The organism is Bacteroides sp. L008 (assembly GCF_040812255.1).
Lineage (GTDB): Bacteria > Bacteroidota > Bacteroidia > Bacteroidales > Bacteroidaceae > Bacteroides > Bacteroides vicugnae.
The window spans coordinates 1028319-1043524 of sequence record NZ_JBFNXO010000001.1 but is presented as its reverse complement, the minus strand read 5'-3'; the positions used below and the strand labels follow the sequence as shown (position 1 = coordinate 1043524).

Here is a 15206-nt window from a genome sequence, read left to right as displayed (position 1 = left end):
AATTTTCCAGTTAGCAGGATTGTCACTTTTGTAAACCGGTACGTTGGGGATTCTGTCCTTTCATAGGCCATGCAGAGTCAGCATAGGAAGTTGCTCCTGACGAGATACATACCATATCCGATGCACCTGCCACAGCTTCGATTCCCACATATAAATATCCTTTTGAGTCCATCACCGGGCTGGAGAAACATTTGACTCCCAATTCGGCGGAAGCTAGCAAGCTACCATCCTGCTTCACAATATAGTAAACGGCTTTATCCGAAATAATGTGGATATATCCTCTGTTATCAATCACCGGAACGCAGTTGTTTACATCATCTGTCGTAGCGTAATGCCATTTCAGAGAACCGTCTGTATTCAGAGCGACAACACCTGCCGAAACTTCATCGGCAACCGTTTTTCCGCCATTGGCATAAATTGTTCCGTCTGCACCGATTGCAACACCACCGTTGATTATAGCTCCCGGAGTTTTATATACCCATTTTTCTGTTCCATCAGGATTCAAAGCTACTATGGCACCACCTGTAGTCAGTTCGGCTACGGTATAGATTGTTCCGTCCGCTCCTACCGTATAGGAGTTTCCCTTTAATGCTGTACCGCCCAAATCTTTCTGGTACACAAACTGTTGAGCACCCGTAGCGAAGTCATAACCGAAATATCCGTTTTTACCGGAAGAACCGAAATAAATCGTTCCATTCTTAGATAAGGATACACCGGACAATACTTCCATATCCAAAGCTATTTCTTTGATAACATTACCTGCCGGGCTCAAGACAATCAATTTCTTACCTCTATGTCCGAAATAGATATTACCTGAAGCATCAATAGCCGGAGTCACTGCGTATAAGTTAGAATCTGCGGCTTTATATGCCCATTTCATACTACCATCACTTCCTACGGCAAACAGGAATAATGCGCGGGGATGTTCCGCACCCGCCGGTTTCAAGTCACGGACTGTTATGTATATATCTCCATTGGGTCCTACGGTCGGACTTGCATATACCATACTGGCTCCGCCGCCGGGATTCAGTTCGTTCATCTTGGCGGTCACATCGAATGCCCATCTTTGAGCCCCATTGGAAGTATCATAAGCGAACAGTTTCACATCAAAAGCTCCGGTAGAAGTCTGATCGGTTATCATGTAAACAGTCTTGCCATCTGCTGATAATGCAGGTGAAACGGTGTTTTCAATCGGGCCACCCATCTCCTTTTGCCACATCACATTAATTGCTTTTGCGGGGTCCAGAATCGTGAGATCTTTCTTTACACTGGCACGTAATCCGTTATTGTCAGTAACGGTCAGTTTGATGGTAAATGTGCCATCCGACTGATAGATAAAGGTAGGATTCTGTTCCATTGAAACAGACTTTGCCGCATCTCCGAATTCCCATAGCCAAGACACAATCTGATTTCCCTCATCGGGAATGGAAGCATCTTTAAAGACAGCAGTCTGTCCCAATTCGTACATATCTTCACCGATGGTGAAGTCTGCTTTTGCCGCAGTATTATAATAGACTTTATCTTCTTCGCATGAAGAAAACAGAAGGATACAAATCAGTGATACTAAACAAGTTACTTTATTCATAGCATTTACTTTTTAATTGGTTTTATCTATTCCGGAAATATTCAGTCCTAGACCTCCACCCGCAGTATAGCCCATACTTTCCCCATTCGTGGAAGGAGAAATCCAAAAAGCGAAAATTTCACCATTGTCAATATAGAATCTCACTTTTATTTGTTTGTCTTTAAGAGAGGCTAACGAAACATTGCCGGTCCATTCGATCCTGGCTTTTACATTATCACCCTTAAAGACTTTGCAGTCGTCTTTGGAGAAGCCTTCAATTATTTTGTTATCGGAGTCTAAAAGCTCAACTTTCATTTCTCCTGCAACGTTGGCATTCACAAAGAAGTAAGAACCATCAAATTTCAGTAAGGAGGTTTGCAACTCCCCTGTCCCCTTCATAGATGCAAATCCATCCCGGCGAAGCATAGCCAGTCCGGTGGTAGTGATTTCTTGTGTTCCTCTCAAACGTCGGCCACTCAAGTAGAAATAGAGCTTATCGCCCACAATCAACGGAGCTCCGGCCACAGATTGTAAGTTACCTTGATTCCAGGCATCCGATGCGGTCGTGTTCACTGCATGGAAAGGATTCATGTCTTCACGGAACCAACTATATCCATCCCGGCTATACCCTACCATTATCTGGTTTCTCTTAATCACATTATCAGATGCACAGACATCATTTTCCGGACCTTGCCAAACAGAGAAGAATCCCAGCATAATACTTTCATAAGGAGTGGCATCCTGATTGTATATTGCAGGGGCGATATCCGGATAGTCAGGATGACGTTGTTCATTGGCCCATGGACCGAACCAAAACGCACTCAATAAGGCTTCTGCTTTCTTTGTACCAGCCTGTGGATCGATATTTTCATAATAATCTCTGGCACGTACTAATTTGTTTGCATCTACCCGGACATTGTGCCGCATACTATATACCCATACGTTTCTGAACGGATTTTTATAGACTGTAGAACGGTCGGCAATCGGTTCCGATTGGGTTGCAGCACGCCATACTTTACCATCTGAAGAAGTTTTATAATTATATCTCCATTTTCCGGCTTCCCTCGCCACTAAAAACATTTTGTATCTTTTCGAAGCATTACTTTCCTGTTTGTCTACCCAGACAACAGATGCATCACGTTCCGAGTTATAGTCAACAATGTTGGTTCCGGGGACGACCGAAAGAATCGGTTTTGTCCAGTTAATACCATCCGTCGATTCTGCATAACAAGTCACTCCTGCTCCGCTGGTTGCATAAGAACCACCGCCTGCCATATACCACATCTTGTATTTTCCCTCCTTTTCGTCATACCACACTCCATCGCTGAATGGAGCGGCAAAGGCGGCACCTTTTGTTCCGGTTTTCTCCCACTCCTGATCCGGTGTCAATATCGGATTGCCCGAATAATATTCAGGATAATAGAAAGTACGTTTCAAATTGGTAGATTCTATCAGAAAATTATCTACGAACAACTGGCGTCCTATCGAAATATGGATGATAGAAGGTTTGTCCGACAGATAAAAAGGAGACATCCCTTTTTCTAATTCGGACGAAGAGGAACGTACCGGAGGCCATTGCTCGGGTAAACGAATCCCATTGTATAGTAACCGTGGGTCGGTCGGTTCTTCGTCAGGCGGAACTACTACCGGTGGATTGTCACCTCCACCCGGAGTATCATCGCTACCACCACAGGCTATCAGCATACAGGGTAGGCAAAAGAATAATGTATAAAATAAACGTTTCATAGTCATTTATCTTTTATTGATTCGCAGGGACATCTATCCCACTGGCAGACAGTCCGGGTCCGCCACCGCTTGTATATCCGCGACTTTCACCTGTTTGCCATGGAGAAATCCAAAATGCGTAAATATCAGCGTTATCCAAGTAGAATTTCAATCGGATGTTTTTCCCGATGAGCGATGCTATATCCTGGTGTTTCTTCCATGTAATCAGTTGTTTGGTTTTATCTGTCTTCTTCACGGGGACGCAGTCTTTCCGGGTAAATCCTTCCAATGGATTTCCATCTGCATCCAAGACTTCGACGAACATACTCCCTTTTACGTCTGCATTGACAAAGAGGTACTTGCCATCAAAACTAAGATTCTCGGTCAGCAGGTATCCGCCTTTGTCTCCATGCATGGAGACAAAACCATCCCTGCGCAAAGTTGCCAGTCCCGTAGAAGTATAGCTGTCCCACATAATCTCGTTTTTTTGTCGTCCACTGGAATAGAAATAGAGTGAATCCCCCACTACTAAAGGCACACCGTTGATAGACTGCATATTGCCCCAGTTCCACGCTCCATCCGTCTCATTCACTGCCATGAAAGGCTTGAAAGAGGGACGGTAGAAATGGAAACCGTCACGACTGTACCCCAGGAAGATTTCGTTCTTCTTCTGGATACCCAGTTTGGCACAAACTCCATTTTCCGGGCCTTGCCATACACTGTACAGTCCCAGCATAACGCTTTCATAAGCGATGGCATCGAAATTATAGATGCCCGGATCTACTTCCGGGAACTCCGGGTGGCGTGGCTCCTTATCACTTGGAGTAAACCAGTAGACTATATTTTTATCGGGTACTCCTTTTCGGATACGATGTGCAAAACTTACTGCTTCTTCAGGGTCTTTGTTTTCCAGATAGCTACGCGAGCGGGAAGAGACATTGGTTCCATAACGCATACTTAATGCCCAGACATCACGGAAAGGATTGTAGAATACGGATGAACGGTCGTATAAATCACCAGATTGCGCCACTCCTTCTCCCCAATGAATCCCATCGGACGAATATTTCAGGACAAACTGCCACCGACGGTCAGTGGGACGGCGTTCTACATTGAACATTTTATATCGTTTAGACGGATCTCTTTCCCGTTTATCCAACCAAATAGTGGCTGCATCACGATTACAGGTGTCTACGATATTGGTTTGGTCCCAAATATCCAGTGTTGGTTTTGTCCAGTGTTTACCGTCTTTAGATTCGGCATATCCTGTATAGAATGTCTGATTGTCTCCTTTATGAAGAACACCCGCACCTGCCAGATACCACATTTTGAACTTCTGGTCTTTTTCATCATACCATATCCCGTCACTGAAGGGAGCTGCATAGAGTCCGCCTTCGGTTGTCTTCTCCCATTCTTTGTCTGGTCCGAGTACCGGGTTTCCTTCGTAGAACCGGGGAGTATGGATAATCCTTTCCAGATTGGTTTCTGCAATCAGAAATGAGTCAACAAATAACTGTCTACCTACATTTACAGAGATAACTTCAGGTTTCTGCTTTAGATAAGGCACTGGCATATCTTGTGCCTTTTGTGGCTCCCCATAACGGGGAGGCCACTGTTCAGGCAAGTGTATACCATTGTAAAGTACTTCTGTTTGGGCAATAGTCAGGCCCGGTACTAACAAACTGAAGAGTAGTACCGCCATATTTTTTATATTTATCATGCTAGTTCTTTCTTATTTAATATCCCGGATTATTTTCTGTGATATAAGGGTTAGAATTCACTTCATTAATAGGAATCGGCAACCATTCATGTTTGTTGGTGACAAATCCTTTGAAATCATCTGCAGATACGAATTTCTTGAAGTTAGGATCGGATTCCTGCAACTCTGCAAAGCGGCGGGATAGTTTGCCCCAACGGAGTAAATCATAGAAGCGATGTCCTTCTAAAGCAAATTCAAGGATTCTTTCATTCTCAATATCAGTCATGGTTACAGAAGGCAAATCGCTAAGGTTGGCACGTCCGCGTACTTTATTCACTGCCTGCAAGGGAGTCATGTCCGACGCTTGTGCGCCACCGCTTACGACGGCTTCCGCATACATCATCAATACATCTGCATAACGGATATACCGCCAGTTCACACCGTGCGCGCGAGGCTGATTATAGACATATTCTTTGACACCCGCACCTACCCCTATCAGTTTGGGAGTACCATCCGCTTCTGTCTGTGTAGGCATGGAACAATCAATACCTTTCTTTATACCTGCTTTAAATGGATGTGCCAATGGATTGGATACGGTGGCAAACCCTTCTTTTCCGTTCTTTGCCGGGTAAAGTTCTTCCCATTTGTAGCCGCCGGGACCTTTCAGACGTACCGACTGTCCGCCGGCATCTTTTCTCAAATGTATATTCGCGTCCAAGTCATTGAATATCATTGTAGAGAACATACGGATATCAGTGTTACCGTCCTTATCTATGGAATTTACAAATGCATTGTAAAGCCAATTATGCACTACTCCTTCATAACCTACTCCTGCTCCCGGCAGCATCAAACCACGTGAATCGAATGCCAGACCGGAAGTGGCAAGTCCCGGATTGAATCCCGCATTGTCCACATCGCCCAGGAACTGGAATTCAAGAATGGATTCTTCGTTATTCTCGTGGGCGACATCGAAATTATCCGCATAATTATTGGTCAGGTCATAAGCTCCATACTTTCGATCTATAATGTCGGCAAATTCTTTGGCGGCTTCACTGTAAAATGTAGTCTTATCTTCACCATAATATGATTCGATTCCACTACGATAGAGGTAGGCTTTTCCCAATAAAGCGGCTGCAGAAGCTTTTGTTACACGACCTGCATTTTTGCTGTCCCAGTATCCTTTTGCGGGTAGCAATTCTTTGGCATGTGACAGGTCTTCCTGAATAAAATTCCATACAGCGGCAGGTTTCTCTAACGGACGTACATAGTCATCACCATTTCGCGGCATCTGTCTGATCGGAGATATATTCCGGAAATTAATCAATAAGTAATAGTGCGCAAATGCTCTCCAAAAATAGGCTTCCCCCATGTATGCATTCCGTAGTTCCTCATTACCACTGAAGTCAACAGACGGAGCTGTTTCAATGATATATGACGCTTGAGATGCAGTAGTGTACATCAATGTATAAGGCTGTTCGATAGTGTAGTAACTGGCATTGAGGTCTGCCCCGAACATACCCGGTTTCCCATAATCCGAGTTGGATGATGCTTCATCAGAACGGATAATCGTTGTTTTGGAGCCGGAAGCTCCCAGGCAACGCTGCGTAGACATATACCCGTACATAGTCATCACTGCGTCATTTACAGCAGACGGACTGGTGAAATAAGCTCCCATACTCGGCTGATTCGGATTAATTGCCAGTTCATCGAAGATGCCATTACATCCGTGTAATATCAAGCCGCCTGCCAAGATTAATGCGGCATATACTTTCTTATAGTTTTTCATATAAATCATATTTTTAGTTATCAGAATGATGCGTTAAAACCAAAGGTAAATGTTCGGGCATTGGGATATGAACTGATGTCAATACCACGTGAAAACAATACGTTCGAACTAACTTCGGGGTCGTAACCTGAATATTTGGTAAGCGTAAACAGATTCTGTACGCCTGCATACACGCGCAGTTTGTTGAATCGAATCGCTTCCAACCACTTTTTAGGTAATGAATAACCCAACTGAAGGTTCTTCAAGCGTAAATAGGAACCGTCTTCCACATAAAATTCACTGGGCAATGAATTTCCGCCACTTGTATTTTGAGTTTTCATAATAGGTATACCTGTATTCTTATTTGTCTTTGTCCATCCATTCAAGGCATCCTTGACTACGTTGTTAGAGTAGTCGAAGTAATAGGTATACTTTTTCTGATTGAATATATCATTTCCTTGTACTCCCTGGAAAAAGACAGTCAAGTCAAAGTCTTTGTACTCCATATTGATATTCAGACCGTATGTGAAATCAGGGATAGGACTACCCAAAATCACTTTGTCATTGGCATTGACTACTCCATTCTTGTCCGTATCCGCAAAGATGAAGTTTCCTTCCGCATCAAAGCCTTCTATCTTGTAGCCATAAAACGAACCGATAGCTTCTCCCGGCATGGTAATGGAAGGTGCATCGCTGAAGTAACTGGACATTGCACCGGAAGTAATCGGCTGTACGTTTTCTCCCAATGACAACACCTTATTTTTCAACGTTGCGATGTTGAATGTTGCGTCTATATGAAAGTCTTTCGTCAACTGTTTCCTGTAATTCATCATAAACTCCCAACCTGTATTCTTTACGGAAGCTGTGTTTACATACGGTTTCTCACGGGAACTGTTAATTTCAAAGATTTGTCCGGAAGACAGGTTCAAGTCGATTTGTGCCAGCAAATCCACATTTTTCTTCACGAAATAGTCCAGAGATAAAGTCAGGTCATTATTGAAGAAACCCAGTTCGATACCAATATCCGTAGTCTTTGCAGTTTCCCATTTCAGATCTTTCGATTTCAGATAGGCAGCGCGTCCTGTCACATAGCGTTCTCCGCCCACAGTGTAAGGAATAGGTCCATAAGCTATGGCATCGAAATTATAAGGGTTGAGAAAATTAGCTCCCAATTCACCATAACTGGCTCTAATCTTTAATTTACTCATTACGGGATTTTGGAACCACTTTTCCTGATGCACATTCCATCCGGCAGAAACAGAGGGGAAGTAACCTACTCTATTATCTTTGTGGAACTTAGAAGACTCATCGCGACGAACGCTTAGAGACAACAGATACTTATTGTCATAGTCATAGTTCACACGGGCGAAGAAAGAAAGCAATGCCGCATTACTGTCACCTGCCGAAATTTTACCATCCTCATTCTGGAATCCGGTAATATCCGTTCCTCCCAAATCGTTAATCGTGGAGTTAGTCATGTAGCGATAATATTCTCTCATCCAGCTTGTACCCAGTAAAGCGTCTATGGAGTGACGAGCTATTGTCTTATTGAAAGTCAGTAAGTTGTCAATCGTGTAAGTGAATTCTTCACCCCTTGTTTCGGATACGCTATTGCGTGTGTTTCCATAATCTTTATCAGGAGTTCCATCTGAATTCCATTTGGTGTAGTATTCAGGAGTATGCGTATAATTATGCTTATTACTATAATTTCCACTTAATGATAATTTATATTTTAATCCTCCCCAAATATCCAGTTGGGCATTCAAAGAACCGATCAAATCCGTTACTTTATTAAATTGATCCGTATAATGCAATGGAGCTATTTTATTCTGCGCCTTGCCATCTTCAGGATTGATGTAATAATCGGGGCCACCGGAAGTAAATCGTCCCAGCTCGTCGTAAATAGGTAGCGTCGGCAATGCGATGTTGAAAGCCGTTGTAGGAGTCTTGTCCTTATGGGTTAATCCGAGAGTCTCGGTAAATGAGAACCGACCTTTTTTATAAGAGGTATTCAAGCGGAAGTTATAACGTTTGTAATCCGAATAGATTGTCATACCTGTTTGGTCAAGATATCCCAAGCTTGTGCTGAAAGTTGAATTATCACCACCGCCTGCAATACTGGCATTCAAGTTCCATACCGGAGCAAATTGAATCCATTCTTTTGACCAGTCAGTATTCAAGTTCGGATTCGTCGGATTGTCATTTTCCGGTGCATGGGGCAAACCGCTATTATCCGCTACCATATTCGCAAAATTTCTCCATTCTGCTGCATTCAGAAAATCCGGGATGTTGGTAGGCGTTTGGAATGCAAACGAGCCGTCTATCTGAATAACGGGTTTACCGGATTTTCCTTTCTTTGTAGTAATCAAAACTACACCATTGGCTGCACGTGAGCCGTAGATGGCAGCTGCCGCACCATCTTTCAGAACTTCGATGGATTCAATGTCATTGGGATTTAATGAGCTTAATCCGGCATTACTGAATGCACCGTCAATCACATACAACGGTTCGGTAGCACCAAAAGAAGCAGCACCACGAATCACTATATTTACATCTGCTCCTGCCACACCTGCCTGCTGTAAGATGTCCACGCCCGGAGTACGTCCTTGCAAGGTCGAAGCAACATTGGAAGATACTTGTTTGCTAATATCTTGAGAAGAGATGGAAGCGACAGCGCCTGTCAGGCTCGATTTCTTCTGCACACCGTAACCAACTACCACCACTTCATCCAGCACTTCCGTATCGTCTTGCAACTGAATAGAATATGAATTCTTACTTCCTACCCTTACTTCCTGTGTTTTATAACCAATATAACTAACAGCTAAAAGTGCATCTGCCGGGGCATCCAGTGTAAAGTTACCGTCCACATCTGTCACAGTACCTGTCCCCATTCCTTTTATCAAAACACTGGCACCAATCACCGGTTCTCCTTTGGCGTCTGTCACTGTTCCTGTTATCTTCTTATTTTTCTGATTTCCCACTGATGCAATGGAGGCTTCTTTTGCTTTCAGGTATATCTTCTTTTCCCCAATTTCATAAGCCACATTTGTACCCGCAAATAACTCATCTAAGACTTTAGAAAGGTCTTTGTCTTTTGCCTGGACGGAGACAATTCGTTCGGGGTTGACAATCGTACGACTGTAAGCCACCGTAAGTCCTGTTTGTTTGGTAATGAGCGAAAATACTTTCTCCAACTTGACTTGCTGAAGATTCATTGTTATTTTTTGAGCTGATGCCGCAAGGCTTACAGCAAAGCTCAATAACAATACAAGCAATACTCTGTTCTTCATACTTAGTTTGTTTAAAGTTATAAATTGATTCTTAATCTCTTTGTATTTAGTGGACACACGAGATTAAGAAGCGGGTGAGGCAATATACGTTTTTTTTCGAAGTTTTTTTGTTTATCAAAAAGTTAATCCAGCTAGTTTGCTTATTTCCAATGAGATACCATTCATTATTTATGGATAAGAAAAAAAGAAATAGAAACAAAAAAGTCCTTCCGGTTTTCATTCGGAAGGACTTTTTATAATTATTAATTATTATCACTTGGGATGATGTCACTATCCCGATGATATAGTGACGCTATCAGTTAGGGATACCGACACTATCACAACAGGATAGCGTCACTATGTTTTTTTCCAAAATCTAATAAAGTTCCTTGTGTACCAACTCGTCAAAGAGCTTTGCATACTTTTCTGCAACCGCTTCAGCAAATATCTTTCCTCTCTCTGCAGAAGCTCCTCTCGGGTCGCCTACACCAGTATCTTCAGATATCTTTTTCCAGTTTCTCGGAATCCATGCCACTTTCTCATTCAAAGACTCCACGGCAAATGTTTTATATTCACCTGGTCCGGCTTCTTCCAAATTCACCAATTCGGGATGATAATGCATCATTACCGACGTTTCTAGTTCGTCCGCATGGTCGCCCGGATTCTCAAAATAATCTTTTGCTTTCAATACAGTGTACCATTCACTCGATGCAATCAGGAAATCGGGATAGTCTACGGACAGGTCACGAATCATACTCTTGAATGTATTTCCGCCGTGGCCGTTGATAATCACTAATTTCCGAATACCTTGGGCGTAAAGAGAAGACACAATATCAGCCAGTATAGCCTTTTGCGTTTCATAACGGGTATGAATACAGAATGGCAGTTCCCGTTGTCCCGGATTCTGGGAACCCATCCCCACAGGTGGCATTACCATACAATTTACATTATATTTATTTTGAGCTATCAAGGCGGCATCTACTGCTACATCATGAGAAAGAATACAATCCGTCATATAAGGCAGATGTAAGTTATGAGGTTCAGTAGCTCCCCATGGCAATACCACGATGTCATATCTCCTATCTTTTACTTTTCCATAACAAGATACAGACAAATCAACTACTTTATTCATATTATACTTTTTATTTAAGTGCTTATACTATTTCATTTTCACGATGACTTCTTTTTTATCTTCATTATAATCGAATTTCACCGGAGCAATCTTTTCCAGATCCATCAGTACTTTTTCCAGTAAAGTATTGTCGGATGTCAAAGTATACACATAGGTCAAGGCACGTTCATCTTCTATCTTAAAATCCACGTCATACCAGCGGTTCAACACTTTGATTACTTCCGGCAGCGGGGTGTCTTTAAATACGATCACATTCTGTTTCCACATTGACAAACGGCGCATATCATCCATTCTGGAAATAGTGCATTCATTGCTCTCCTTATTATAGATCAATCTTTCGCCGGGACGCACCGGATATTTCTTTTCAGTAGGAAGAGCCAGATTTATATTTCCTTCATCCAGACATACCACAATGTCTTTGTTTTCCGGATAATCCTGTACGTTGAAAGAGGTTCCCACTACCTGAATCGCAGGACCATTCAGATTGACAATGAAAGGACGGTTTTTATTCTTGGCTACCACAAAATAGGCTTCTCCTTCAAGAAAAACTTCGCGGGTGTTCAAAGCAAATTTCTTTGGATATTTCAGCTTCGAATCAGAATTGATATACACCCTTGTTCCATCCTGGAACATGATTTGTATCCGTTCTCCTTTGCCTACAACGACTTCTTCATATTCAGAAGTTCCGAACAGGTCAACTTTAGAGTTCAGTTGTATATAGAATCCGATAATAAATAGTACGGGTATCAACACTGCCGCCACTCTGAAGCAAATGCGTTTCAGTTTTTTCACCCGAATATTCTTTCGTATCTGTTCTAACATCTGCCTGGAAGGAATATCATGATTCACATACAAATCTGCTACTTCATTTTTTATCAATTCCGAATCCCGTGTCATTGCAGCTTCCAGATAGTCACTGCCTTCTTCGGTGGTAAACCATTCGGCTACTAACTTTGCATCTTCCGGGGTAGCAATTCCTGCCAGTACTTCTTCTATTTGTTTATCTGTAGGTCTATTCATCTTTATCACTTTATTAAATGGACACTCAAAACAGTCATCAGAGTGGTAAATACAACAATTATTAACATCTTACTTAAATGAATACGGAGAAGTTTCAAGGCTTCCGAATAATGCGTTTTGATGGTATTTATGGATAAGTTCATCCGTTCCGCTATCTCCTGATTCGTCAGTTCCTCCTGAACTTTCATTAAACAGATTTCCCGTTTCTGTGCAGGAAGCATATCTACTGCCTTATAAAAGCTGGACATCAATTCTTTCTTCTCTAAATTCTCTATCAGATTATCTTCGTAAGGTGAAGCAGCTTGTGCCATCTCATAGTTCTTTGCAATCGCACTGTTTTCATTACGAATCAAGTTTAAGACATAATTTTTTGTCATAGTGAATAGGTAATTCTTCAGGCTGATTCCAACACGCAGTTCTGAACGGAATTCCCACAAACGGGTGAAGACATGCTGTACTGCATCTTCTGCCATATCGGAACTCATTAAATAACGGTAAGCCAATACATACAATAGTTTATGGTATCTTTCATAAGCTTGGGTGAAAGCTCTTTTATCGCCTTGTTCGATCAAGGCAAAGAGTTTTTCATCATCTGTATTAGTATATGGAACAATCTTGTTTTGCATTCTTCGGATTTTGTTTATTTGTTTCCAAAAGAACAAAAAGTGTATTACTTGCTGCTATCTTTATAAAGAGCAAATGTAGCAAATAACTTAGAAAACCTAAATGTATTTACGAAAAAAGTCCCTGATTAACAATCTCCACTATAAAAGAGGATCCGTTAATCAAGGACTACTCCACTAACTAATTAACAATGAATTATAAATGATAGGTAACAATTCTTTCTTCGGGTGAATCAATCCAGAGACGCCACACTCCTTCCGATACTTTCTCCGGTGTTCCGATATTTGCTTTGGGCGGACGACGACTATTGATTGTCAGATAGCCTTTCCCTTCTGTTGCTTTCACTTTCATCATTTTGCCATTCATATAGATATGGATATCGCCATTCGGAGTGGGTACAGTACCCTCCATCCATTTCAGTCCTCCCAATACAGGAGCGATAGTAAACTCCTTATATCCTTCTTTCACTGGTTTCACACCCAAATAATATTTGCCGAGCAGATAGATAGGACTTGCTCCCCAGGCATGACACAGACTCTTGCCATAAGGACGGCCGTACATGGCAAGATGTTGCGTTCCAGTTTCTTCAGGGTTGTATTTTTCCCAGAAAGAGGTAGCACCCTCCTTCAACATACCGCCCCAATAAGCTTTCATTTCCTTCATGACAGCCTCCTGTTCACCCAGAGCACAAAGAGCTTCCAATTCATAAAAACGCATATAAGGCGTTGTGATTTTCAGAATGCTGTCATTCAGAAGAACAGAGTTCTTGATGGCTTGCTGCTTATCTGCGTTCAGATACTGGAAGAATACAGAAAACATATTGGCATAACGCGTCACAGCATCACTTTGCTGACCATTCACACGATTATGTACAAATGCCTGTTTTTGATTGTTCCAGAAAGTAGGTTCTAACTTTGCTTTCAGAGCAGCAGCCAGCTTCTCATACTTCTGCTTCCCAATCTCATCCCCGACTAAATCAGCACACAAAGCCATTGTTTCCAGACTTCTGCAAAATAAAACTTGCTCAAAAGAAAGTTCTCCTTTTTTATCCAGATAGCCGTCCGCCCAGTCCACAAATACCCAGTCACCGGTCATACCTTCCACCATGCCATTTTTATTTGTACGTCCCAATACATAATCCATCATCGTTTGCATACGTGGATACAGTTGGTTGACAAAGTGGCGGTCGCCACTATACATATAATAATCATATACGCTAAGGAACCAATAGAAAGTATAGTCCATGATCGTATTGCTGTGGCTGGTCACAGGATCTTTGCCACGAAGCAGCCAGATCGTACGTTTCACGGATTCACTATCGAAGAAAAGATAATAATTCATCAGATAACTTTGGATAGCATCACCACTCCATACCCAGCGGTCACGTTTGATACCGTCAATAAAGAACTCGCGCGTAGTGAGATGCATAGTATAAGCCCCCACTTCCCAGATACGGTTCAATTCTTCATCATTGCAACGGAAACTTCCACGATACTCTTCAGGAAGATATTCATATTGCATGGATACTTCTCCTATTTGTACACCCGGTTCGTGGGTAACATAGACATATCGAAAAGCTTTACTGTTCTCCAACGTATATTCGTTATCAGAACTATTTAAAGGAGAAGTGCTGCGGATGGCGAGGTCAGTCACTTGTCCCGGCTCTAACAACAGTTTGTCCAAAGTTTCACAATATGCTTTATCTTTTGCTTCTTCCGGACTTTCACCATAATAAATCTCTATTTTTCCTTTTCCGGAAAGATTCTTCAATGTGATGAATCCGAATGTCTCTTTTCCAAAATCATAAAGAATACCTCCTTCAGCCTGTACTGTCTTCGCAACAGGTTGCTTCGGTTCACGCATCAGACTGAATTGGGAAGGAAGTTGGGTAGCCCCGTCAAAGTTCCAGCATCCGGCATCCATATAGATCGTAGCAGATGTATCACTGGCTTTTCCGCTCTCGTCAATCCATTCTTTATCTTCGTATGTCACTCGCCAGGAGGAATCAGAATTCACCGTCTTCCCTTTCACATAAATAGTGGGAGGAGTAGCCTGATTCCAGACTTTGATGTTCAAGCTATGTTTACCGGCAGGAAGAGGCATCGTCTCCGGCATACCGAATTGAAGCTTTCCATCCAGCTTGACATTATACTTTCCTTCCGCAGCAATAAAGATCTCTTCCGGCTCGGAAAGATTCAGTTGCTTGCTGAACTCTACGACTACATAATGACTGTCCGTTTTCCAGAAAGGAGGGAAAAATGCCCCCTGTTCCGTACGACGGTTGTTCATTTGATTTCCCAGCCAGATTTCATAATCTCCCGGATACCAGATCCAGGTCTGGGCAAATGTGCTGCTTGCCAAAGACAAGACACTAAGCAATATCATATATTTCTTTTTCATTATTCTTACTA

9 protein-coding genes are annotated in these 15206 nt (G+C 42.3%); all 9 read right to left on the bottom strand.

From position 1 onward, the window contains the following. Window positions 1–22 precede the first annotated feature (22 nt). Window positions 23–1585 carry a PKD domain-containing protein gene (locus AB3G73_RS04200; RefSeq protein WP_259022914.1) on the bottom strand — a complete coding sequence of 521 codons (1563 nt, stop codon included), beginning with the start codon at window positions 1583–1585 and terminating at the stop codon, window positions 23–25. A 12-nt stretch (window positions 1586–1597) separates the two neighbouring features. Further along, on the bottom strand, window positions 1598–3310 hold the full coding sequence (locus tag AB3G73_RS04195) for a hypothetical protein (RefSeq protein ID WP_259022913.1): 1713 nt from the start codon (window positions 3308–3310) through the stop codon (window positions 1598–1600). Between the two features lie 13 nt (window positions 3311–3323). Then, window positions 3324–5006 (bottom strand): hypothetical protein, encoded by a 1683-nt coding sequence (locus tag AB3G73_RS04190; protein ID WP_367743041.1) that lies wholly within the window; start codon window positions 5004–5006, stop codon window positions 3324–3326. Between the two features lie 16 nt (window positions 5007–5022). Next, the gene (locus tag AB3G73_RS04185; protein ID WP_259022911.1) at window positions 5023–6771 is read right to left on the bottom strand and encodes a RagB/SusD family nutrient uptake outer membrane protein; all 1749 of its coding nucleotides are present in this window, start codon (window positions 6769–6771) and stop codon (window positions 5023–5025) included. Between the two features lie 20 nt (window positions 6772–6791). Further along, window positions 6792–10040, bottom strand: a complete 3249-nt coding sequence (locus tag AB3G73_RS04180; protein WP_259022910.1) for a TonB-dependent receptor — start codon at window positions 10038–10040, stop codon at window positions 6792–6794. 355 nt (window positions 10041–10395) lie between these two features. Further along, window positions 10396–11151 (bottom strand): creatininase family protein, encoded by a 756-nt coding sequence (locus AB3G73_RS04175; RefSeq protein WP_367743021.1) that lies wholly within the window; start codon window positions 11149–11151, stop codon window positions 10396–10398. Window positions 11152–11178: 27 nt separating this feature from the next. Beyond that, complete coding sequence (locus AB3G73_RS04170) at window positions 11179–12171, bottom strand: FecR family protein (protein ID WP_195650315.1); 993 nt, start codon at window positions 12169–12171, stop codon at window positions 11179–11181. Window positions 12172–12176: 5 nt separating this feature from the next. Further along, window positions 12177–12797 carry an RNA polymerase sigma factor gene (locus AB3G73_RS04165; RefSeq protein WP_195650314.1) on the bottom strand — a complete coding sequence of 207 codons (621 nt, stop codon included), beginning with the start codon at window positions 12795–12797 and terminating at the stop codon, window positions 12177–12179. Between the two features lie 193 nt (window positions 12798–12990). Further along, the gene (locus AB3G73_RS04160) at window positions 12991–15195 is read right to left on the bottom strand and encodes an alpha-L-rhamnosidase C-terminal domain-containing protein (protein ID WP_367743017.1); all 2205 of its coding nucleotides are present in this window, start codon (window positions 15193–15195) and stop codon (window positions 12991–12993) included. Between the last annotated feature and the right edge of the window lie 11 nt (window positions 15196–15206).

Coding starts and splice junctions, on each gene's coding strand:
- AB3G73_RS04200 (WP_259022914.1), bottom strand. CDS start 1,585: ATGAATAAAGTAACTTGTTTAGTATCACTGATTTGTATCCTTCTGTTT.
- AB3G73_RS04185 (WP_259022911.1), bottom strand. CDS start 6,771: ATGAAAAACTATAAGAAAGTATATGCCGCATTAATCTTGGCAGGCGGC.
- AB3G73_RS04165 (WP_195650314.1), bottom strand. CDS start 12,797: ATGCAAAACAAGATTGTTCCATATACTAATACAGATGATGAAAAACTC.
- AB3G73_RS04160 (WP_367743017.1), bottom strand. CDS start 15,195: ATGAAAAAGAAATATATGATATTGCTTAGTGTCTTGTCTTTGGCAAGC.
- AB3G73_RS04175 (WP_367743021.1), bottom strand. CDS start 11,151: ATGAATAAAGTAGTTGATTTGTCTGTATCTTGTTATGGAAAAGTAAAA.
- AB3G73_RS04180 (WP_259022910.1), bottom strand. CDS start 10,040: ATGAAGAACAGAGTATTGCTTGTATTGTTATTGAGCTTTGCTGTAAGC.
- AB3G73_RS04190 (WP_367743041.1), bottom strand. CDS start 5,006: ATGATAAATATAAAAAATATGGCGGTACTACTCTTCAGTTTGTTAGTA.
- AB3G73_RS04170 (WP_195650315.1), bottom strand. CDS start 12,171: ATGAATAGACCTACAGATAAACAAATAGAAGAAGTACTGGCAGGAATT.
- AB3G73_RS04195 (WP_259022913.1), bottom strand. CDS start 3,310: ATGAAACGTTTATTTTATACATTATTCTTTTGCCTACCCTGTATGCTG.